This window comes from Amycolatopsis sp. NPDC003861 (assembly GCF_053605405.1).
Window position 1 is genome coordinate 1 of record NZ_JBSGJD010000199.1, and the last position, 19,055, is coordinate 19,055.

Consider the following 19,055-nt stretch of genomic DNA (forward strand, 5'->3'; position numbering starts at 1 on the left):
GGGCGCCCGGAGGCGCCCGGCCGGCCCGGGATTTCGCCCGCCGACTGTTAGCGCTAACTCCCGCGGGGAATTCCGGAACCCGGCGGCACGGAAAGTTTCGGAAACCAGCCGAAATGTAAATTACCGCGATCCGCGGCCACGAAGGATCACCGATGAAACTCGCCCACCTCTTCGCCGGCGTGCTGGCGGCCTGCGCCGCGTTGATCGTCGTTCCGGGCACCGCGGCGGCCGCCACGGTGCCGATCATGCCGCTCGGGGATTCGATCACCCAGGGCGGCTCGATCGGCGGCTACCGCCTCGACCTCGGCGCGAAACTGCGGGCCGACGGACGCTCGATCGACTTCGTCGGCTCGCTGGCCGACGGGCCGTCGAGCATGCCCGACCGCAACCACGAAGGCCACCCGGGCTGGACCATCGCGCAGGTCGACGCGAACGTCACCGGCTGGCTCACCACCTACCGGCCGCGCACGATCCTGCTGCACATCGGCACCAACGACATGTACGGCAGCGACCCGGCCGGCGCGCCGCGGCGGCTGTCGGCCCTGGTCGACCGGATCACGAACCTGGTCCCGGACGCCGACGTCTTCGTCGCCACCATCATCCCGATCCGGTTCGCCGATCAGACCGTGCGCACCTTCAACGCGGCGATCGCCCCGGACATGCGGGCCAAGGCCGCCGCCGGCAAGCGCGTGCACCTGGTCGACATGTACCCCTCGGTCGCCATCGCGGACCTGCCCGACGGCATCCACCCCAACGCGGCCGGCTACAGCAAGATGGCCACCACCTGGTACAACGCGCTCAAGGCGGTCCCGGGCAGCATCGGCGGGGACGACCCGCCGCCCCCGACCGGCGACGGCGCGTGCACCGCGACCCCGCGGGTCGTGGGCAGCTGGAACGGCGGCTTCCAGGGCGAAGTGACCGTCGCCAACACCGGCACCGCGGCCTTCACCGGCTGGACCGCGAAGTTCGCCCTGCCCGCCGGCCAGAGCATCACCCAGATCTGGGGCGGCACGGCGACCGGCACCGGTGCGGTCACCGTGCGAAACGTCTCCTACAACGGCGCGCTCGGCGCCGGTGCCTCGACGACCTTCGGGTTCCTCGTGTCCGGTCCCGGCACCGCGAGCCTCGGCCCGGCCACGTGCACCAGCCCGTGACCCGAACTCCCGCAGTCCACGAATGAAGGTGTGAAAGATGAAGATGACATCGCGGTCATTCTCCCGAGCCGCGCTGGCCTCGGCGTTCCTGGCGACGTCGCTCGGGGTCTCGCTGGTGCTCGCCAACGCCGCCGACGGCGCGGCCTCCACGCTCGGCGCGGCGGCAGCCCAGTCCGGCCGGTACTTCGGCGCCGCCGTCGCGGCCGGCAAGCTCGGCGACTCGACCTACGTGAACATCCTGAACCGCGAGTTCAACATGGTCACCGCCGAGAACGAGATGAAGTGGGACGCCACCGAGCCCAACCGCGGGCAGTTCAGCTACGGCAACGGCGACCGCATCCTCAACCAGGCCACCAGCAACGGCAAGCGGATGCGCGGGCACGCGCTGCTGTGGTACCAGCAGGAACCGGGCTGGGCGCAGCGGATGGAAGGCTCCGACCTGCGCTCGGCCATGATGAACCACGTCACCCAGGTCGCCACCCACTACAAGGGCAAGATCTACGCCTGGGACGTCGTCAACGAGGCGTTCGCCGACGGCGGCAGCGGCGGGCGCCGCGACTCGAACCTGCAGCGCACCGGCAACGACTGGATCGAAGCGGCCTTCCGTGCCGCGCGGGCCGCCGACCCGGGCGCGAAGCTCTGCTACAACGACTACAACACCGACGGCGTCAACGCCAAGAGCACCGGCATCTACAACATGGTGAAGGACTTCAAGGCCCGCGGCGTCCCGATCGACTGCGTCGGCTTCCAGTCCCACCTCTCCGGCAACCCGCCCGGCGACTACCAGGCCAACCTGCAGCGGTTCGCCGACCTCGGCGTCGAAGTGCAGATCACCGAGCTCGACATCGCCGGCTCCAACCAGGCCAACGCCTACGCCGCGGTCACCCGCGCCTGCATGGCCGTCGCCCGCTGCGCCGGCATCACGACCTGGGGCATCCGCGACACCGACTCCTGGCGCACCGGGGAGAACCCGCTGCTGTTCGACGGCAACGGCAACAAGAAGGCCGCCTACACCAGCGTCCTCGACGCGCTGAACGCGGCCACCCCGACCACGCCCACCACCCCGACGACGCCGACCACCCCCACCACGCCGACGACCCCGACCACGCCCACGACGCCGACCACGCCGAACCCGGGCGGCTGCACCGCCTCGGTGTCGCTGAACTCCTGGAACGGCGGCTTCGTGGCCACGGTCAAGGTCACCGCGGGCGGCTCCGGGCTCACCGGCTGGCGGGTGACGACGAACCTGCCCGGCGGCGCGGCCGTGACCAACGGCTGGAGCGCCACCAACACCGGCACGAGCGGCAGTGTCACCTGGGCCAACGTCTCCTACAACGGCAGTGTCGCGGCCGGGCAGTCGACCGAGTTCGGCTTCCAGGGCACCGGCAGCGCCGAAGGCATCACCACCACCTGCTCCGCGAGCTGATCCCCCGCGACGAACGGAGACCATCGTGCACCACCGAAAGCGCGTACTCGCCTGGATGACCGCGGCCCTGTGCGCGATGGCGCTCCTGCCCGGCACCGCACACGCCGACAACCCGATCGTGCAGCACATCTACACCGCCGACCCGGCCCCGCTCGTCCACAATGGACGTGTCTACCTCTACACCGGGCACGACGAGGACGGCTCGACCTACTTCACCATGAAGGACTGGCGGGTCTGGTCGTCGGCGGACATGGTCAACTGGACCGACCACGGCTCGCCGATGAGCCTCGCGACGTTCAGCTGGGCCAAGCAGGACGCGTGGGCCGGGCAAGCCGTCGAGCGCAACGGCAAGTTCTACTGGTACGTGCCGGTGGTCAACCGGGCGACCGGCCGGATGGCCATCGGCGTCGGCGTCGCGGACAGCCCCACCGGGCCGTTCCGCGACGCCATCGGCCGCCCGCTCGTCGAAAACGGCGAGATCGACCCGACCGTCTTCATCGACGACAACGGCCAGGCGTACCTGTACTGGGGCAACCCGAACCTGTCGTACGTGCGGCTCAACACCGACATGACGTCGTACTCGGGCGGGATCAACCAGATCCCGCTCACCACGGCCGGGTTCGGCACCCGCCCGAACGGCGGCAACCGCCCGACGCTGTACGAAGAAGGCCCCTGGGTCTACAAGCGCAATGGCACGTACTACAACGTGTTCGCGGCCAAGTGCTGCTCGGAGTTCATCGCCTACTCCACCGCGCCCGGCCCGACCGGCCCGTGGACCTACCGCGGCACGGTGATGCCCACGCAGGGCAGCAGTTTCACCAACCACCCGGGGATCATCGACTACAAGGGCAGCTCGTACTTCTTCTACCACAACGGCGCTCTGCCGGGCGGGGGCGGCTACACCCGTTCGGTGGCGGTGGAGAAGTTCGCCTACAACGCCGACGGCAGCATCCCGACCATCACCATGACCACGAACGGGCCGCCGCCGGCCGACACGCTCGACCCCTACACCCGGCAGGAAGCGGAAACCATCAACCGGGAAGCGGGGATCGAGACCGAGCCGGCGTCCGAAGGCGGCATGAACATCGGCTGGATCGAGAACGGCGACAACGTCAAGGTCCGCAACGTCGCCTTCGGTGCGGGCGCCAAGACGTTCACCGCGCGGGTCGCTTCGGCGGGCTCCGGCGGCACGATCGAGGTCCGGCTGGGCAGTGCCACCGGCACGGTGGTGGGCCGCTGCACGGTTCCCGCCACCGGCGGCTGGCAGACGTGGACGTCGGTGTCCTGCCCGGTCAGCGGCGTCACCGGCACACAGGACCTGGTCCTGCGCTTCACCGGCGGCAGCGGCTACCTGTTCAACGTCAACTGGTGGCAGTTCGCCGCCTGATCATCCTGCCGTGAAGGAAACCATGTCCGCACCCCGCTCGGCCCCGGCGGCGGCGACCGCGGTCGTCGCCGGCTGCTCGGTGGCCTGCTCGGCGCCGTCCCGGTGGCCGGGCGGGGAGCTGCCCTCGAGCTCAGTCACGGCGAGCTGGTGCGCACCAACCCGGACCAGACCACGGAGATCGGCCCCGGCAAGCTGACCTCCCTCCACCAAGGCCTCGACCCGAACGCGAGCGGCGAGGACAACCTCTTGCCCTGGCGCCTCGGGCCGCTCACCCAGACGAACTTCCCCTGCTGATCCGGAAAGGACAGACGTGGTGTCACGCCGACGATCCCGGGCGGCCGTCTCGGCCCTGCTCGCCGCGACCGGCCTCGCCGGCGCGGTCCTGGTGGCCACCCCGGCCGCGCACGCCGCGGCCGGGTGCTCGGTCACCTACACGAAGACCTCCGAATGGCAGGGCGGCTTCGGCGCGTCCGTGTCGATCGTCAACCTCGGTGACGCGGTCGACGGGTGGACGCTGACCTGGCTGTTCACCTCCGGCCAGCAGGTCGGCCAGCACTGGAACGCGACCATCACCCAGTCCGGGGCGACCGTCAGCGCGAAGAACGTCTCCTACAACGCGGCCATCCCCACCGGCGGCAAGGCGGAGTTCGGCTTCAACGGCTCGTTCACCTCGGCCAACGCGACCCCGTCGGAGTTCCGGCTCAACGGCACGCTCTGCACCGGCGGCGTCGAGCCCACGGCCCCGTCCACGCCGACGACCACGACCCCGATCTCCCCCTCCACCACGACCACCACGACCACCCCGAACCAGCCCAGCACCTTCACGAACCCGGTGCTGTGGCAGGACTTCGCCGACGTCGACATCATCCGCGTCGGCAACGCCTACTACTACTCCGCCTCGACGATGCACTACTCCCCCGGCGCGCCGATCCTGCGGTCCTACGACCTGGTGAACTGGGAGTTCGCCGGCCACTCCGTGCCCAAGCTGGACTTCGGCGCGAAGTACGACATGAGCGGCGGACGCGGGTACGTCCGCGGCATCTGGGCGTCGTTCTTCAACCACCGCGCCAGCAACGACACGTACTACTGGGGCGGCTGCATCGACTTCGCCAAGACCTACATCTACACCGCCACCGCGGTGGACGGCACCTGGTCGAAGCTCTCGACGATCGACAAGTGCTACTACGACGCGGGCATGCTCGTGGACGACGACGACACGATGTACGTCGCCTACGGCAACACGACCCTCAGCGTCGCCCAGCTTTCCAAGGACGGGAAGACCGAAGTCCGCTCGCAGCAGGTCTTCCAGACGCCGTCGAACATCGGCACGCTCGAAGGCTCGCGGTTCTACAAGCGCAACGGCAACTATTACATCTTCGTGACCCGCCCGGCCAACGGCCAGTACATCCTCAAGGCGAGCAGCCCCTGGGGGCCGTACACCGTCCAGCAGGTGTTGCTGGACCTGCCGGGCCCGATCTCCGGCGGCGGCGTCCCGCACCAGGGCGGCCTGGTGCAGACGCAGAACGGCGACTGGTACTACCTGGCCTTCGTCGACGCCTACCCCGGCGGCCGCGTCCCCGCGCTCGCCCCGGTCACCTGGACGGCCGACGGCTGGCCGAAGCTCCAGACGGTCAACGGCCGGTGGGGCACGACCTACCCGAAGCCGAACCTGCCACCGCCGCCGCGGCAGGTCGAGCCGATGACCGGCACCGACACCTTCCCCGGCCCGGGGCTGAGCCCGCAGTGGGAGTGGAACCACAACCCCGACACCACGAAGTTCTCGGTGAGCAACGGCCTCAAGCTGTCGACGGCGACGGTGACGAACGACCTGTACTCCGCCCGCAACACCGTGACCCGGCGGATCCAGGGACCCACCTCCACCGGCACCGCCACGCTCGACCTGACGTCGATGCGCGACGGCGACCGGACCGGGCTGGCGATGCTGCGCGACTCCTCGGCGTGGATCGGCGTCAAACGCGACGGCGGCCGCAACCGGGTGGTGATGGTCAACGGCCTGACCATGGACGGCAACTGGAACACGACCGGCACCGGGACGGAGGTGGCGAGCGCCGCCCTTTCGGGCAGCAAGATCTGGTTGCGCGCCAACGCCGACATCCGTCCCGGCACCGGCCGCCAGGCCCGGTTCTCCTACAGCACCGACGGGGTGAACTTCACGCCGCTGGGCACGGCGTTCACCTTGAACAACGCCTGGCAGTTCTTCATGGGCTACCGGTTCGCCGTCTTCAACCACGCCACCCAGGCGCTCGGCGGCTCGGTCACCCTCCAGCGGTTCGACCTGACGGCGCCATAGCGGGCGCACTTCGCCGGCCCGGCTCCTCGCCGGGCCGGCGAAGGCCCGGTCGAGCTGCCAAAACGCCTGGGTCGGCGGCTCCGGAACGGGCCGGTGCCTGCCCTGGTGCAGCGGCTGGGTCCACAGCTCGGGGTTCGTGCGCGGCGGGGGGGCTTTCTGCTCCTTCGTCGGCACGCCCGCGTAGCGCAGCCGGGGCAACAGGCGTTCCTGCTTCATGATCACGCTGTGCGGGGCCCGCGCGGGCGCGGGCTGCTGCTCGTCCACCACCTCGCCGACCTCGTCCGCCTGCACACCGGCGACGACGGCACCACCTTCCGGGCGTACTTCCACGCCTGAGCCGACGGTTCACGACGGCCCCGATCGCACCCGCCACGAGCCCGCGGCCCGATCCGACCACTCGTCTGTCCACCGTGGAGTTCCCGGCGTTTGTCCGTGCCGGGAGCGGGTACCCCTTCCGCGTGATTGCGCTGCGGCGAACCCGGCTCTGCGCGACGGTCGTCGTCGCGGTCGCGGCACTGGCGGCGGCCTGCGGCACCGATCCGCGGGCCGAGACCGTGCACGCCGGGCGGGAGATCCGCGGCCAGCTCGAACTCCTGCGGCTCGTGGTGACCGCCGACCGCGACCGGGTGCCGCCCGTGCCCAGCCTGTCGGTCACCGTCCGCGACGCCGCCGACGAGCTCGGCGCCGCGGGCCAGGACGTCGGCAAGCTGACCGACGACCGGGCCCGCGCGGCACTGGCGTCGATCGCCGACCGCGCCGTCGCGGTGGCCCACCGGCTCGACGACGGCCTCGGCGACGGCACCGACGAAGGGCTGGACCGGATCGATGCCGAACTGCAGGGCCTCATCGGCGAGCTCGCCCGCTGGGGCGTGACCTCGTGAGCAAGAAGTTCCTCGCCGTCACCCTCGGCATCCTCACCGCGGTCGGCGGTTTCGTCGACATCGGCGACCTCGTCGAAAGCGGCGTCGTCGGCGCCCGCTACGGGATGGCGATGGTCTGGGTGACCGCCCTCGGCGTGCTCGGGATCTGCGTCTACGCCGACATGTCCGGGCGGATCGTGGCGGTGTCGGGACGTCCGGTGTTCGACCTGATCCGCGAACGCCTCGGCCCGCGGATGGCGCTGCTCAACCTCGCCGGCTCGTTCCTCATCACGCTGCTGACGGTGTGCGCGGAGATCGGCGGCGTCGCGATCGTCATCGAGCTGGCCTCCGGGGTCGACCGGCTCGTGTGGGTGCTGCCGATCGGCGTGCTCATCTGGCTGGTGGTCTGGCGGGTCGGCTTCGAGCGGATGGAGACCGGGTTCGGCCTCGGCGGGCTGGCGATCGGCGTGTTCGCCGTCGCGGTGTTCTTCCTGCACCCGGATTGGTCTTCGCTCGGCGCGCAGGTCGCCGGGCTCGCGCCGCCGCCCGACCAGGCGCTGCCGACGTACGCCTACCACGCGGTGGCCCTGTTCGCCTCGGCGATGACGCCGTACGAGGTGTTCTTCTTCTCCTCCGGCGGGGTCGAAGAGGGCTGGACGGTCAAGGACCTGTCGGTGCAGCGCGCCAACGTGCTGCTCGGGTTCCCCCTCGGCGGCCTGCTGGCCATCGCCGTGATGGCGTGCTCCGCGATCGTGCTCTTCCCGGCCGGGGTCGACGTCGCCCAGGTCAGCCAGATCGTGCTGCCGGTGACGCTCGCGCTGGGGACGGCGGGCCTGGTGATCGTGCTGATCGGCATCTTCGCCGCCACCTTCGGCGCGGCGCTGGAGACCGGGCTGTCGTCGGGCTACATGCTGGCGCAGTACTTCGGCTGGGACTGGGGCAAGCGCCGCGCGCCGCGCAACGCCGCCCGGTTCCACCTGACCGTCGGCGCCGGCCTGCTGATCGCGGTGCTGGTCGTGCAGACGGGGCTCGATCCGGTCGGCCTGACCGAGATCTCGCTGATCTTCTCGGCGGTGGCGCTGCCGCTGACCTACCTGCCGGTGCTCATCGTCGCCAACGACCGCGAGTACCTCGGCAAGCACGCCAACGGCCACTTCAGCAACACCGTCGGCGTCGTCGTGCTCGCCGTCATCGCCGTCGCGGCGCTGGCGGCGATCCCCCTGATGATCTTCACCGGAGCAGGCCAGTGAACCCCGACCTCGGCCCCATCGACCTCGGCGACGCGCTGCTCGACCGGCAGATCATCGGCGAGGACGGCACGGTGGTCGGCAAGGTGGACGACCTCGAGCTGCGCGCCGAAGGCGGGACGTACGTGGTCGACGCGCTGCTGGTCGGCCCGGAGGCACTGGCCGACCGCCTGGGCGGCCCGATCGGCAAGCTCCTGCACCACATCGGCCGCGGCTTCCGCGCCCAGGCGCCCCAGCGCATCCCGCTGAACGCCGTCCGCCGCATCGAGCCGACGATCGTCGTGACGACGGCGATCGCCCACGCCACGGACAGCCCGTCGGAGGACTGGCTGCGCCGCCGCGTCATCGGCCGCATCCCGGGAGCGGGCCGTGCGAGCCGGTGACCTGATCGGCCGCCCGGCCCGCGACGCGACCGGCCGCGACCTCGGAGCGATCCGCGAGATCCGCGCGGAGGCGGCACCGCGCGCGGACGGCGTGCCGGAACTGGTGGTGCGCGGGGTGATCGTCGGGCGCACGCGCATCCGGCTGTTCGGGTACCAGCGCCACGACCAGCGCGGGCCGGCCCCGCTGGTGGCGCTGATCCGCTGGCTGCACCGCCACAGCCGGTACGTGGCCTGGGAGGACGTGGACACGTCGGGCCCGGAGATCCTCGTGCGGCGGCCGTTCGCCGAACTCGATCGGCTCTAGGGGCGTTCGCACGCCGCTCGCCCCCCGGCGCAGCGCCGCGTACCCGGCGCCGGCCCGGCCTGGGTACCGACCGCCGGCCCCGGACGAGGATCAGCTCTGGCTGTGGATCTCCGTTGCGCGTTCCCACCCGGAGGGCAGGCGGCTGACGTTGAGCGCGTGGTCGAGCCCGCTGGCCGACAGCGCCCGGCGCACCACCCGGTTGTCGCCGGTGACGATGCGCAGGGTCGCGTTCTCGCGGGCCACCCGGGCCTGGATGCCGCCCAGGGCCGCGAGGCCCGCTCCGTCGAGGAAGTCGACCTCGGACAGGTCCAGCACCAGAACCGGGAACCGGCGGTGCGCCCACGTGCCGAGCGCCGAGCGCACCTGGGGCGCGCTGTCGGCGTCGAGGGCGCCGCGGATGCGGACCATGACCGCGCCGAAGTACGGGCGGATGACCTGGATGTCGAACTGTTCGCGCTTCGACGGCGCTACGGGGATCGCCGTCGCTGGGGGCTGGACGACTAACATTCCACGCCTCATTCGCAGATGACGTGACGGACGGGCCGCATCGGACCCGCTCGGTCGCTGGCACACGGGGGACGGAAGCTGTTGCTGAACCGCACTTCGCAGCCTAGTCCTTGATCCGAACGGCGCAACCCCGCCAACGGCCGAACCCGGCACCTCCGCACGCGGCCCGCACGCGCGCAACTCAAACCACCCATCCGGGTGAAAGTGCGCGCTGACGACCGACCGGGCTCGCCGAAAGCCGTCCGTCCACACCGGATTCGGCCGGCGGACGTCGAGAAATCACCCCCCGGTCGGCCCGGCACCCGGCCCCTTGACACGAACGGCCTCCGCGCCGCATTCTGGATTCAATCTCAGGGTTCCTGATATAGAGGCCGCTCGGTGAGGAGTCGGACGATGACCGCAGTGGAGGAGCGGCCGGGCACCCGGCCCCGCCCGGACGTGGCCCCGGGCCGGCTGTTCGTCGGCGGCCGCTGGGCGGAGACCCAGGCACTGGTGCCGACCCTGGCCGAGCTCGTCGCCGCCGGTCGGTTCCCGGTCGAAAAGCTGGTCACGCACTACGAGTTCGGGCAGATTCAACGGGCAGTGGACGACATGCTCGCGGGCACGACGATCAAGCCGGTCCTGCGGTGGTGAAGGAGGCAGCCGTGAACCGCCCCGATTTCGGCCTGGGCAGCTGGCCCGCGCGGCGGGCGCGGATCAACCCGGACCGCACCGCGCTGGTGGAGGCCGGCCGGTCGCTGACCTACGCCGGGCTCGCCGAGAGGGTGCACCGCCTCTCCGGCGCGCTGATCCGGCGCGGCGTGCGGCCGGGCGACCGCGTGGCCTACCTCGGCGTCAACGCCATCACGGTGTTCGAGACGCTGTTCGCCACCGCCCGCTGCGGCGCGATCTTCGTCCCGCTCAACTACCGGCTCGCCCCGGCCGAGATCCGGTACATGCTCGACGACAGCGGCGCCTCGGTCCTCGTGCACAGCCCGGACACCGCCGGCCTCGTAGCGGCGGCCGGCGGGCTCCCGGACGGCGCGGTCATCGCGACCGAAGGGGACTTCGAGGCGGAGATCGCCGAGGCCGGCCCGGCGCCGGACACCGAGGTGCGGCTCGAAGACCCGTGCCTGCTGCTCTACACCTCCGGCACCACCGGGCGGCCGAAGGCGGCGGTCCTCACCCACGGCAACCTCACCTGGAACACCGTCAACCAGCTCGCGCACCTCGACGTCCTGGGCACCGACAAGGCGCTGTGCATCGCGCCGCTGTTCCACTGCGTCGGGCTCGGCCAGATCACCCTGCCGACCCTGTTCAAAGGTGGCAGTGTGGAGCCGGTGGCCAGGTTCGATCCGGGCACCATCCTCGCCCGGATCGGCGCGGCCGGGATCACCAGCTTCTCCGCGGTCCCGACGATGCTGGAGATGATGTGCCGGCACGACGACTGGGACCGCACCGACCTGAGCTCGCTGACCTGTGTGCTCTACGGCGGGTCGCCGGTGGCCGAGCGCGTCGCCCGCGCGTGGCTCGACCGCGGTGTCAAACTCCTGCAGGGCTACGGCATGACCGAGGCCGCGCCGGGCGTCTCGATGGCCACCCACGAGGGCACGCTCGACCACCCGGTCGCCGCCGGGGTGCCGCACTTCTTCACCGACGTGGCCGCCCTCGGCCCCGATCTCACGCCGCAGCCGCTCGACGAGAACCCGGCCGAGCTGCTCGTGCGCGGCCCGCACGTCTTCGGCGGCTACTGGAACCGGCCCGAGGAGTCGGAGGCGAGCTTCGTCGAGGACGGCTGGTTCCGCACCGGGGACGTCGTCCGCGTCGACGACGACGGCTGGGCGCACGTCGTCGACCGGGTCAAGGACATGATCATCTCCGGCGGGGAAAACGTGTACCCGGCCGAAATCGAAGCGGTCGCCGCCCGGCTCGAGGCGGTCGACGCCTGTGCCGTGGTCGGGGTGCCCGACGAGCGCTGGGGCGAGGCCGGTGCGGCCTTCGTCGTGGTCCGGCCCGGCGCCGAGCTGGACGAGCCGCGGTTCCGCGCCCACCTCGAACAGCACCTGGCGCGCTACAAGGTCCCCAAGCACGTGCAGTTCACCGACACGCTCCCCCGCAACGCCACCGGCAAGATCCGCCGCGTCGAACTGCGCACGCTGGCCGCCGAAACCTTCACGAACGGAACCGCATGACCACCCCCCTCCTGCCCCCTTCGCTGCGCCTGGAGCTGCGAGACGACATCGCCGTGCTGTGGCTGGCCCGTCCCGAGAAGCGCAACGCCCTCGACGACACGACCGTGCTCGGCCTCGAGACGTTCTTCGGTTCCCCGCCGCCGGGGATCAAGGCGGTCGTGCTCGACGCCGTCGGCGACCACTTCTCCGCCGGGCTGGACCTGTCCGAGCTCACCGAGCGGGACGCGTTCGAGGGTCTGGAGCACTCGATGATGTGGCACCGCGCCTTCGAGCGGCTCGAACGCGGGCGGGTCCCGGTGGTCGCCGTGCTCAAGGGCGCGGTCGTCGGCGGCGGGCTGGAACTGGCGGCCGCCGCGCACATCCGCGTCGCCGAGCCCTCGGCGTTCTACGCGCTGCCGGAAGGGCAGCGCGGGCTGTTCGTCGGCGGCGGGGCGTCGGTGCGGGTGCCGCGGCTGATCGGCGCGCACCGGATGGCCGACATGATGCTCACCGGCCGCGTGCTCGACGCCGACGAGGGCCACGCCGCCGGGTTGTCGCACTACCGCGTCGAAAACGGCCTGGAGCACGCGCTCGGCCTGGCTCGCAAGATCGCGGGCAACTCGCCGATCACGAACTTCGCCGTGCTGCAAGCCCTCCCCCGCATCGCCGAGGCGAACCCGGCCGAGGGCTACCTGATGGAGGCCCTGATGTCCGCGATCGCCGGTGGCAGCGCCGAGGCGAAGGAGCGCATGCAGGCGTTCCTCGACAAGCGCGCCGGGAAGGTCGGCCGATGATCCTGCGCCCGGTCGCCCCCGACGTCCGCGAAACCACCGAGATCGGCCGGTACCTGCGGTGGCTGGAGTCCCGCGGGCAGTTCTTCGACGGCTATCCGGCCCTGCACCGGTGGTCGGTGACCGACCTCGACGGCTTCTGGTCCTCGATCAAGGACTTCTTCGGCGTCCGCTTCCCCTCGCCGGCCACCGCGGTGGTGCCCGACCGGACCATGCCCGGCACGGCGTGGTTCCCCGGCGCGACCCTGAACTACGCCGAACACGCCCTCGGCCACGGGCCCGGCGACGCGGCCGCCGTCATCGCCTACTCGCAGACACGGGACCGCACCGAGCTCACCTGGGACCAGCTGCGCGACCAGGTCGCCCGCGCCCGCGCGGGGCTCGCCCGGCTCGGCGTGGGCCGCGGCGACCGCGTGGTGGCGTACCTGCCGAACATCCCGGAAGCCGTGGTCGCCTACCTCGCCGTCGCGAGCCTGGGCGCGGTCTGGGCCTCCTGCGCTCCCGAGTTCGGCGCCCGGTCGGTCGTCGACCGGTTCGGCCAGATCGAGCCGCGGGTGCTGCTGACGGTGTCCGGCTACCGCTACGGCGCCAAGGACGTCGACCGCCGCGCCGAGGTGGCCGAGATCCGCGCGGGCCTGCCGACCGCCGAGCACGTCGTGCACGTGCCCTACGGCGAGCACGACCTGCCCGGCACCCTCGCCTGGGCCGACCTGCTCACCGAGAGTGCGCCCGGGTTCGAGCCGGTCGCCTTCGCGCACCCGCTGTGCGTGCTGTTCTCCTCCGGCACCACCGGCAAGCCGAAGGCGATCGTGCACGGCCACGGCGGCATCCTGCTGGAGCACCTCAAGAACCACGGCCTCAGCTGGGACCTGCGCCCGGGCGACCGGATCCTGTGGTTCTCCACCACCGCCTGGATGATGTGGAACGCCCTGGTGTCGGGGCTGCTCACCGGTGCGTCGATCGTGCTGGTCGACGGCAACCCGCTGCACCCGGACCTGGCCTGGCAGTGGCGGCTGGCCGCGGAAACCCGGGCGACACTGATGGGCGCGAGCCCGGGATTTCTGATGGCGTGCCGGAAAGCGGGCCTCGACCCGGCCGCCGAGCACGACCTGTCCGCGCTGCGGCAGCTCGGCGCGGCGGGCAGCCCGTTGCCCGCCGAGGGCTTCCATTGGGTGCACGAGAAGTTCCCGGGCGTCCTGCTCAACGTCGGCAGCGGCGGCACCGACGTCTGCAGCGGCATCGTCCAGGGCAGCCCGCTGCAGCCGGTCGTGGCCGGCGAGATCTCCGGCCCCTGCCTCGGGGTCGACGCGCAGGCGTTCGACGAGCACGGCACCGCGGTGGTCGGGGAACTCGGCGAGCTGGTGATCACCGCGCCGATGCCGTCGATGCCGGTCGGGTTCTGGGGCGACGACTCCGGCGAGCGCTACCGCGAGACGTACTTCTCGACCTACCCCGGGATCTGGCGGCACGGTGACTGGATCCGGTTCACCCCCGAGGGCAGCTGCGTGATCGCCGGTCGCTCGGACGCCACCCTCAACCGCGGCGGCGTCCGGCTGGGCACCGCGGAGTTCTACGCCGTCGTGGAGGAACTCCCGGAGATCGACGACTCCCTCGTCGTGCACCTGGAAGATCCCGCCGGCGGCAACGGCGACCTCCGGCTGTTCGTGGCGCTGCGGTCCGGCGCCGAACTCGACGACGCCCTGCGCGGCCGGATCACCTCGGCGTTGCGCGGCGCGCTCTCCCCGCGGCACGTGCCGGACGCGATCACCGCCGTGCCGTCGATCCCCCGCAACCGCACCGGGAAGAAACTGGAGCTGCCGGTGAAGAAACTCCTGCTCGGCGCCGCGATCGACGAGGTCGTCGGCCGGGACGTGCTGGCCGATCCGACCGCGCTGGACCACTTCGGGGCGCCGGCATGAGCACCGTCGCGGTCGTCGGCACCGGCGTGATCGGCGCGAGCTGGGCCGCTCTCTTCCTGGACCACGGCTTCGACGTCGTCGCCACCGATCCGGCGCCCGGCGCCGAGGAGCGGCTGCGGAGTGCGCTCGAGGGCACGCCGACGGATCGGCTCCGGTTCGTCGCCGACGCCGGCGCCGCCGCGGCGGAAGCCGATTTCGTCCAGGAGAACGGGCCGGAACGCGAAGACGTCAAGCACGCGGTGTTCGCGGTCCTCGACGAAGCCGCGCGGCCGGACGTGATCCTGGCGAGCAGCTCGTCCGGGCTGCTGCCGAGCGTCATCGCGCGGGGCTGCCCGAAGCACCCCGAGCGGGTGGTCGTCGGGCACCCGTTCAACCCGCCGCACCTGATCCCGCTCGTCGAGGTCGTGCCGGGCCGCGAGACCGCGCCCGAGGTCGTCGACCGGGCCATGGCGTTCTACACCTCGGTCGGGAAGCGGCCGATCCGGCTCGCGCGGGAGGTGCCCGGTCACGTCGCGAACCGGCTGCAGGCCGCGCTGTGGCAGGAGGCGTACTCCCTCGTCGAACGCGGGGTCGCGACCGTCGCCGACATCGACGCCGCCATCGCCTACGGGCCCGGCCTGCGCTGGGCCGTGCTCGGCCCGTTCGTCAACCAGCACCTCTCCGGCGGCGCGGGCGGGCTCGCGCACGTCCTGCGCCACCTCGGCCCGCCCACCGAAGAGTGGTGGCGCGACCTCGGCCGCGTCCACCTGACCCCGGAGCTCGCCGAGACCCTCGTCGCCGGCGTCGACGCGGAACTGGCCGGCACCGACCACGACCGGCTCGTCGCCGCCCGCGACGCCGTCCTCGACCACCTGCTGGCCGCCAAGGCCGCGCAGCCCGACCTGCCCTGACCTGGAGCTCTTCGTGGATCTTTCCTCCCTGACCGCCATCGACGTCCACACCCACGTCGAGCAGGACGGCCACGGCTGCTTCGCCCTCGACCAGGAACTGCTGGACGCGTCCGAGAAGTACTTCCGCGCCGGCCAGGACCGCACGCCGACGGTGGCCGCGATCGCCGAGCACTACCGCGCCCGGAACATGGCCGCCGTCGTGTTCACCGTCGAGGCGCCGGCGGCGACCGGGCACCCGGCACTGTCGAGCGAGGAGATCGCCGACGCCGCGGCCGAGCACGCCGACGTGCTCATCCCGTTCGGCTCGGTCGACCCGCACGGCGGCAAGGCGGCCGTGCTCCGCGCGCGGCGGCTGGTGGGCGAGCACGGGGTGCGCGGGTTCAAGTTCCACCCGAGCCTGCAGGCGTTCGAGCCCAACGACGTCCGGTACTACCCGCTCTACGAAGCGATCGCGGAGCTGGGCGTCCCGGCGCTGTTCCACACCGGGCAGACCGGCATCGGCGCCGGGCTGCCGGGCGGGCACGGCATCAAGCTGCGCTACTCGAACCCGATGCTGCTCGACGACGTCGCCGCCGATTTCCCGGACCTCACGGTGATCCTGGCGCACCCGTCGGTGCCGTGGCAGGACGAGGCGATCTCGGTCGCGACGCACAAGGCGAACGTGTTCATCGACCTGTCGGGCTGGTCGCCGAAGTACTTCCCGCCGCAGCTGGTGCGCGCGGCGAACACGCTGCTGAAGCGGAAAGTCCTGTTCGGGTCGGACTTCCCGGTGATCACCCCGGACCGCTGGCTCGCCGATTTCGCCGAGCTGGAGATCAAGGACGAGGTGCGCCCGCTGATCCTCAAGGACAACGCCATCGGCGTACTCGGGCTGGCTTGAACGCCGGATAACGTTTGTCCGCTACGTCCCCGGGCATCCGCCCCCTTCGAGGTCTCACGATCGGAGGCGGGCGCCGTGGCGGAGGGTGACGTACACACCTACTACGAAGACGGGCTGTGGAAGAACCGCGTCGAAGGCGGCCGCCGGGCGTCCAACACCTCCCCCCGCCGCGTCGACGCGGTGCTGGCGGGGCGGCAGATCGCGCGGAAGCGCCGGGTCGGGCACTTCGTCCACACGCCGGAGGGCGAGGTCGAGACCGAGCGCGACTTCCGGCGCCGCGGCACCACCCGATGACCTCCGTCACACGGGCTGTAACGGATCACCCGTTCGGACGATAGCCCGTTCGTGTCCGGGGACGCCCCGGCCTTCACGAACGGACTCCGCATGTCTCGCCTCCGCCTGGTCGCGCTCGTCGCGGCCGGATCCCTCGCCCTCGCCGGCTGCTCCGGCAGCCAGGACACGCCCGCCCCGGCCGCGGCCGCCGCGACGACGTCCCCGGCCTCCTCCGCTCCGGCGGCTCCGGCCCTCGACGCCGCCGAGGTGGGCGCGGCGATCTCCGACGCCGCCAAGCAGGCCTCCGCCGTGCACGTCAAGGGCACGATGACCCAGGAAGGCAGCGCGCTCAACCTGGACCTGCAGCTCAACCCGGACAGCGCGAGCGGCACGGTCGTGAAGGACGGGCTCGAGATCCCGGTGCTGCGGATCGGCGACAAGTACTACTTCAAGTTCACCGAGTCCCTGGTGAAGCAGGCCGGTGCGCCCGCCGCGGCGGCCAAGCAGTTGACCGGCAAATGGGTGTCCTCGACGGCCAAGATCGGCCAGGGCATCGGCGAGGCGTTCAAAACGTTCCTCGACTACAAGTCGTTCACCCAGGGCACGCTGGGCGAGCTGGAGAAGACGACGTTCAAGCCGGGCGAGCAGACCACTCTCGCCGGCGCGCCGGCGCTGACCTTCACCAGCTCGGACGGGACGGCCACGGTCGCGGCGACGGCACCGCACTACCTGCTGCGCATGTCGGACCCGAAGAACGGCGCCATGGAGTTCAGCGACTGGAACAAGCCGACCACGGTCTCCGAGCCGCCGGCCGCGGAGATCTACTCCGGCCCCGGTTCCTGACGCTTCGCGAGCGACGGCCGCTGCCGGGGTGTTCGCCCCCGGCAGCGGCCGTTCCGGCTTCAGCGGGCCAGCAGCGCCCACACCGTCTTCCCACCGGATCGCGACCGGCTGCTCCCCCACCGCTTCGCGACCTTGGTGATCATCCGCAGGCCCAGCCCCGCGGCCGCCAGGTCCAGCCCTTCCCGCAGGACCGCCGGGCGCCGGCTTCCGTCCGAGACCTCCACCGACAGCGTCCCCCGGCGCAGCTCGAGCCGCAGCCGGGGCGCCGAATCCGTGTGGCGCAACGTGTTCTCGACCAGCTCGGTCGCGATCAGCTCGGCGTCCTCGGCCAGCTCCGGCACCATCCACTCCGCGCAGACCCCGCGGACGAACCCGCGTGCGCGCGCCGACGTGCGCGGCGAGCGGTCCAGCAGCCGGCCCGCCCGGCGCCGGGCCGGGCTGATCAGCGCCGCCTCCGCGGCGGCGGCGTCCGGGTACACTGGCACGCCGCAGCCCGTGAGCGCCGCCCGCTGTTCCGGGCGCCCCGTCACCAGGGCGAACGGGATCGCCGGCCAGTCGCCGACGCGCAGCGCGACCAGGGCGAACACCCTGGTCAACGTCCGGTCGCGCAGTTCCAGGCGTTCGACGTCGATCAGCACGCCATCTTCGGCGTCCGCCGCGAACTCGAGCAGCCGATCACGGAGCTGCGGGTACGTCGCGCGGTCGAGCACGCCGACGACCGATGCCTTCGCCGGTGCGCCATACCGGGGTACCAGCCACACCGCGTTGTGCCGGGCGAGCACTGGTGACCACCTCCTCCACGACGATCACCCGTTCGAATAACCCGTCCGGAACCCGTCAAACCCCGCGATTCGCCGGTCGGCGCGGCCGATCGGGGAACTCCGCGGGCTCGGCAGGGAGACGATGTGTTCCGTCACACGAAGCTGCTGCAGCTCGAAGCCAAGCCCGAAAAGCGCCTACGGCGAACTGACCGTCACCTCTCCGACAGCCTCGATGGCGCGGGCGAAACCGAAGCCGCGCCCGCCCTCGAACCGGCCGACGGCGACGTTCGCAAGCTCGCGATCAAACGCGGCACAGCCCACTTCGTCCACACGATGGACGGCCGGATCGGCGAGCGCCGGACCTACCCGCGCGCCCGCTCCTGACCTCACTTCCCGGGCATGCCCCCGCGGTCGGGGTCCTCTTCGTCGCTATCGTTCGCGCGGGGCTCCTGGTCGCGGAACGTCGGCTCGGTGTGCTCACCGGCGATGTCCGCGTCGTCTTCCATGCTCTCGGCGGTCACCGGGTCGATTTCGGGAGTGCTCATCGCTTCCTCCGATCGGGCGAAACCGGGGCATACCCGGCAGCCCAGGCGGCGAAACGCGGTTGCCCGCCGCGGCGCCGGGCATGCCGCCCGGCGGGTCCCCCGGCCGAGGGGCCCGTCACCGAATCGGAGGAAGCGACCATGGCATCGATGGAGACCGCGGGCTCGCCCTGGCGCGGACCGCGAGCGGGGCCCGGGCGTTCCTCGTCGGCGGCAGGGTGATCTACCTGGTGCTGTGGCTCTACGGCCTGGTGATCGACCACGGCAGCGCGGCCGGCTTCGTGCCGGTGAACACCGCCGACAACTGGCTGCACTTCGGCCTGGGCGTCGGGATGATCGCGCTCGGCCTGATTCCGCTGGTCGCCACGCGCAGCCCGATCGCCGACTCGCGGTGACCGGGCCCCGGGCCGGGCGGCCGGGTCACGAC

22 protein-coding genes and 1 pseudogene are annotated in these 19,055 nt (G+C 71.7%); 19 read left to right on the forward strand and 4 right to left on the reverse strand.

From position 1 onward, the window contains the following. The first annotated feature begins 152 nt into the window (after positions 1 to 152). Genes ACWEVN_RS35395 through ACWEVN_RS35405 form a run of 3 tightly spaced genes read left to right on the forward strand, consistent with a single transcriptional unit; the run spans position 153 to position 3,967 of the window. Complete coding sequence (locus ACWEVN_RS35395) at positions 153 to 1,154, forward strand: cellulose binding domain-containing protein (RefSeq protein WP_452054165.1); 1,002 nt, start codon at positions 153 to 155, stop codon at positions 1,152 to 1,154. Positions 1,155 to 1,191: 37 nt separating this feature from the next. After that, positions 1,192 to 2,580, forward strand: a complete 1,389-nt coding sequence (locus tag ACWEVN_RS35400) for an endo-1,4-beta-xylanase (RefSeq protein WP_452054166.1) — start codon at positions 1,192 to 1,194, stop codon at positions 2,578 to 2,580. A 55-nt stretch (positions 2,581 to 2,635) separates the two neighbouring features. Next, a complete protein-coding gene (locus tag ACWEVN_RS35405; RefSeq protein WP_452054186.1) occupies positions 2,636 to 3,967 on the forward strand; it encodes a glycoside hydrolase family 43 protein in 1,332 nt (443 codons plus the stop codon). Here ACWEVN_RS35405 and ACWEVN_RS35410 read toward each other — a convergent pair whose 3' ends face one another. Next, positions 3,968 to 4,105: a hypothetical protein gene (locus tag ACWEVN_RS35410; RefSeq protein ID WP_452054167.1), complete on the reverse strand. Its 138-nt coding sequence runs from the start codon at positions 4,103 to 4,105 to the stop codon at positions 3,968 to 3,970. A gap of 9 nt (positions 4,106 to 4,114) precedes the next feature. Between ACWEVN_RS35410 and ACWEVN_RS35415 the strand changes: the two genes are divergently transcribed. The 6 genes from ACWEVN_RS35415 to ACWEVN_RS35440 all read left to right on the forward strand — a co-directional run bounded on the left by ACWEVN_RS35415 (position 4,115) and on the right by ACWEVN_RS35440 (position 9,072). Further along, positions 4,115 to 4,261 (forward strand): hypothetical protein, encoded by a 147-nt coding sequence (locus ACWEVN_RS35415; RefSeq protein ID WP_452054168.1) that lies wholly within the window; start codon positions 4,115 to 4,117, stop codon positions 4,259 to 4,261. A 16-nt stretch (positions 4,262 to 4,277) separates the two neighbouring features. Then, the gene (locus ACWEVN_RS35420; RefSeq protein ID WP_452054169.1) at positions 4,278 to 6,278 is read left to right on the forward strand and encodes a family 43 glycosylhydrolase; all 2,001 of its coding nucleotides are present in this window, start codon (positions 4,278 to 4,280) and stop codon (positions 6,276 to 6,278) included. A 458-nt stretch (positions 6,279 to 6,736) separates the two neighbouring features. Further along, positions 6,737 to 7,159 (forward strand): hypothetical protein, encoded by a 423-nt coding sequence (locus ACWEVN_RS35425; RefSeq protein ID WP_452054170.1) that lies wholly within the window; start codon positions 6,737 to 6,739, stop codon positions 7,157 to 7,159. Continuing rightward, positions 7,156 to 8,388 carry an NRAMP family divalent metal transporter gene (locus ACWEVN_RS35430; protein WP_452054171.1) on the forward strand — a complete coding sequence of 411 codons (1,233 nt, stop codon included), beginning with the start codon at positions 7,156 to 7,158 and terminating at the stop codon, positions 8,386 to 8,388. The genes ACWEVN_RS35425 and ACWEVN_RS35430 overlap by 4 nt, the downstream gene beginning before the upstream one ends. Further along, on the forward strand, positions 8,385 to 8,768 hold the full coding sequence (locus ACWEVN_RS35435; RefSeq protein ID WP_452054172.1) for a PRC-barrel domain-containing protein: 384 nt from the start codon (positions 8,385 to 8,387) through the stop codon (positions 8,766 to 8,768). The genes ACWEVN_RS35430 and ACWEVN_RS35435 overlap by 4 nt, the downstream gene beginning before the upstream one ends. After that, positions 8,755 to 9,072: a hypothetical protein gene (locus ACWEVN_RS35440; protein ID WP_452054173.1), complete on the forward strand. Its 318-nt coding sequence runs from the start codon at positions 8,755 to 8,757 to the stop codon at positions 9,070 to 9,072. The genes ACWEVN_RS35435 and ACWEVN_RS35440 overlap by 14 nt, the downstream gene beginning before the upstream one ends. Positions 9,073 to 9,162: 90 nt before the next feature. Here the strand turns inward: ACWEVN_RS35440 and ACWEVN_RS35445 are convergent, their stop codons facing one another. Further along, positions 9,163 to 9,579, reverse strand: coding sequence for an STAS domain-containing protein (locus ACWEVN_RS35445; RefSeq protein WP_452054174.1), 417 nt, complete (start codon positions 9,577 to 9,579; stop codon positions 9,163 to 9,165). Between the two features lie 393 nt (positions 9,580 to 9,972). Between ACWEVN_RS35445 and ACWEVN_RS35450 the strand changes: the two genes are divergently transcribed. The 8 genes from ACWEVN_RS35450 (at position 9,973) to ACWEVN_RS35485 (ending at position 17,325) form a co-directional block, all read left to right on the forward strand. After that, the gene (locus ACWEVN_RS35450) at positions 9,973 to 10,212 is read left to right on the forward strand and encodes a hypothetical protein (protein ID WP_452054175.1); all 240 of its coding nucleotides are present in this window, start codon (positions 9,973 to 9,975) and stop codon (positions 10,210 to 10,212) included. An 11-nt stretch (positions 10,213 to 10,223) separates the two neighbouring features. Beyond that, positions 10,224 to 11,750: an acyl-CoA synthetase gene (locus tag ACWEVN_RS35455; RefSeq protein WP_452054176.1), complete on the forward strand. Its 1,527-nt coding sequence runs from the start codon at positions 10,224 to 10,226 to the stop codon at positions 11,748 to 11,750. Next, entirely contained in the window at positions 11,747 to 12,523 is a 777-nt protein-coding gene (locus ACWEVN_RS35460) for a crotonase/enoyl-CoA hydratase family protein (RefSeq protein ID WP_452054177.1), read from the forward strand. The genes ACWEVN_RS35455 and ACWEVN_RS35460 overlap by 4 nt, the downstream gene beginning before the upstream one ends. Further along, positions 12,520 to 14,439 (forward strand): acetoacetate--CoA ligase, encoded by a 1,920-nt coding sequence (locus ACWEVN_RS35465; protein ID WP_452054178.1) that lies wholly within the window; start codon positions 12,520 to 12,522, stop codon positions 14,437 to 14,439. The genes ACWEVN_RS35460 and ACWEVN_RS35465 overlap by 4 nt, the downstream gene beginning before the upstream one ends. Continuing rightward, the gene (locus ACWEVN_RS35470) at positions 14,436 to 15,329 is read left to right on the forward strand and encodes a 3-hydroxyacyl-CoA dehydrogenase NAD-binding domain-containing protein (RefSeq protein ID WP_452054179.1); all 894 of its coding nucleotides are present in this window, start codon (positions 14,436 to 14,438) and stop codon (positions 15,327 to 15,329) included. Before ACWEVN_RS35465 ends, ACWEVN_RS35470 begins: the two co-directional genes overlap by 4 nt. A 13-nt stretch (positions 15,330 to 15,342) precedes the next feature. Beyond that, positions 15,343 to 16,209, forward strand: a complete 867-nt coding sequence (couO, locus tag ACWEVN_RS35475) for a 4-hydroxyphenyl-beta-ketoacyl-CoA hydrolase (RefSeq protein WP_452054180.1) — start codon at positions 15,343 to 15,345, stop codon at positions 16,207 to 16,209. A 75-nt stretch (positions 16,210 to 16,284) separates the two neighbouring features. After that, positions 16,285 to 16,503 carry a DUF2188 domain-containing protein gene (locus ACWEVN_RS35480; RefSeq protein ID WP_452054181.1) on the forward strand — a complete coding sequence of 73 codons (219 nt, stop codon included), beginning with the start codon at positions 16,285 to 16,287 and terminating at the stop codon, positions 16,501 to 16,503. Between the two features lie 90 nt (positions 16,504 to 16,593). Continuing rightward, the gene (locus ACWEVN_RS35485) at positions 16,594 to 17,325 is read left to right on the forward strand and encodes a hypothetical protein (protein WP_452054182.1); all 732 of its coding nucleotides are present in this window, start codon (positions 16,594 to 16,596) and stop codon (positions 17,323 to 17,325) included. Positions 17,326 to 17,384: 59 nt separating this feature from the next. Here the strand turns inward: ACWEVN_RS35485 and ACWEVN_RS35490 are convergent, their stop codons facing one another. Continuing rightward, positions 17,385 to 18,107, reverse strand: coding sequence for an ATP-binding protein (locus ACWEVN_RS35490; RefSeq protein WP_452054183.1), 723 nt, complete (start codon positions 18,105 to 18,107; stop codon positions 17,385 to 17,387). A gap of 123 nt (positions 18,108 to 18,230) precedes the next feature. Here ACWEVN_RS35490 and ACWEVN_RS35495 point away from each other — a divergent pair, with 123 nt between their 5' ends. After that, positions 18,231 to 18,470 carry a hypothetical protein gene (locus ACWEVN_RS35495; protein ID WP_452054184.1) on the forward strand — a complete coding sequence of 80 codons (240 nt, stop codon included), beginning with the start codon at positions 18,231 to 18,233 and terminating at the stop codon, positions 18,468 to 18,470. A 2-nt stretch (positions 18,471 to 18,472) separates the two neighbouring features. Here the strand turns inward: ACWEVN_RS35495 and ACWEVN_RS35500 are convergent, their stop codons facing one another. Beyond that, positions 18,473 to 18,631 (reverse strand): hypothetical protein, encoded by a 159-nt coding sequence (locus ACWEVN_RS35500; protein ID WP_452054185.1) that lies wholly within the window; start codon positions 18,629 to 18,631, stop codon positions 18,473 to 18,475. A 149-nt stretch (positions 18,632 to 18,780) separates the two neighbouring features. Here ACWEVN_RS35500 and ACWEVN_RS35505 point away from each other — a divergent pair. Then, positions 18,781 to 19,023, forward strand: a pseudogene (locus ACWEVN_RS35505) (DUF4383 domain-containing protein); the annotation flags it as partial. Positions 19,024 to 19,055 lie beyond the last annotated feature (32 nt).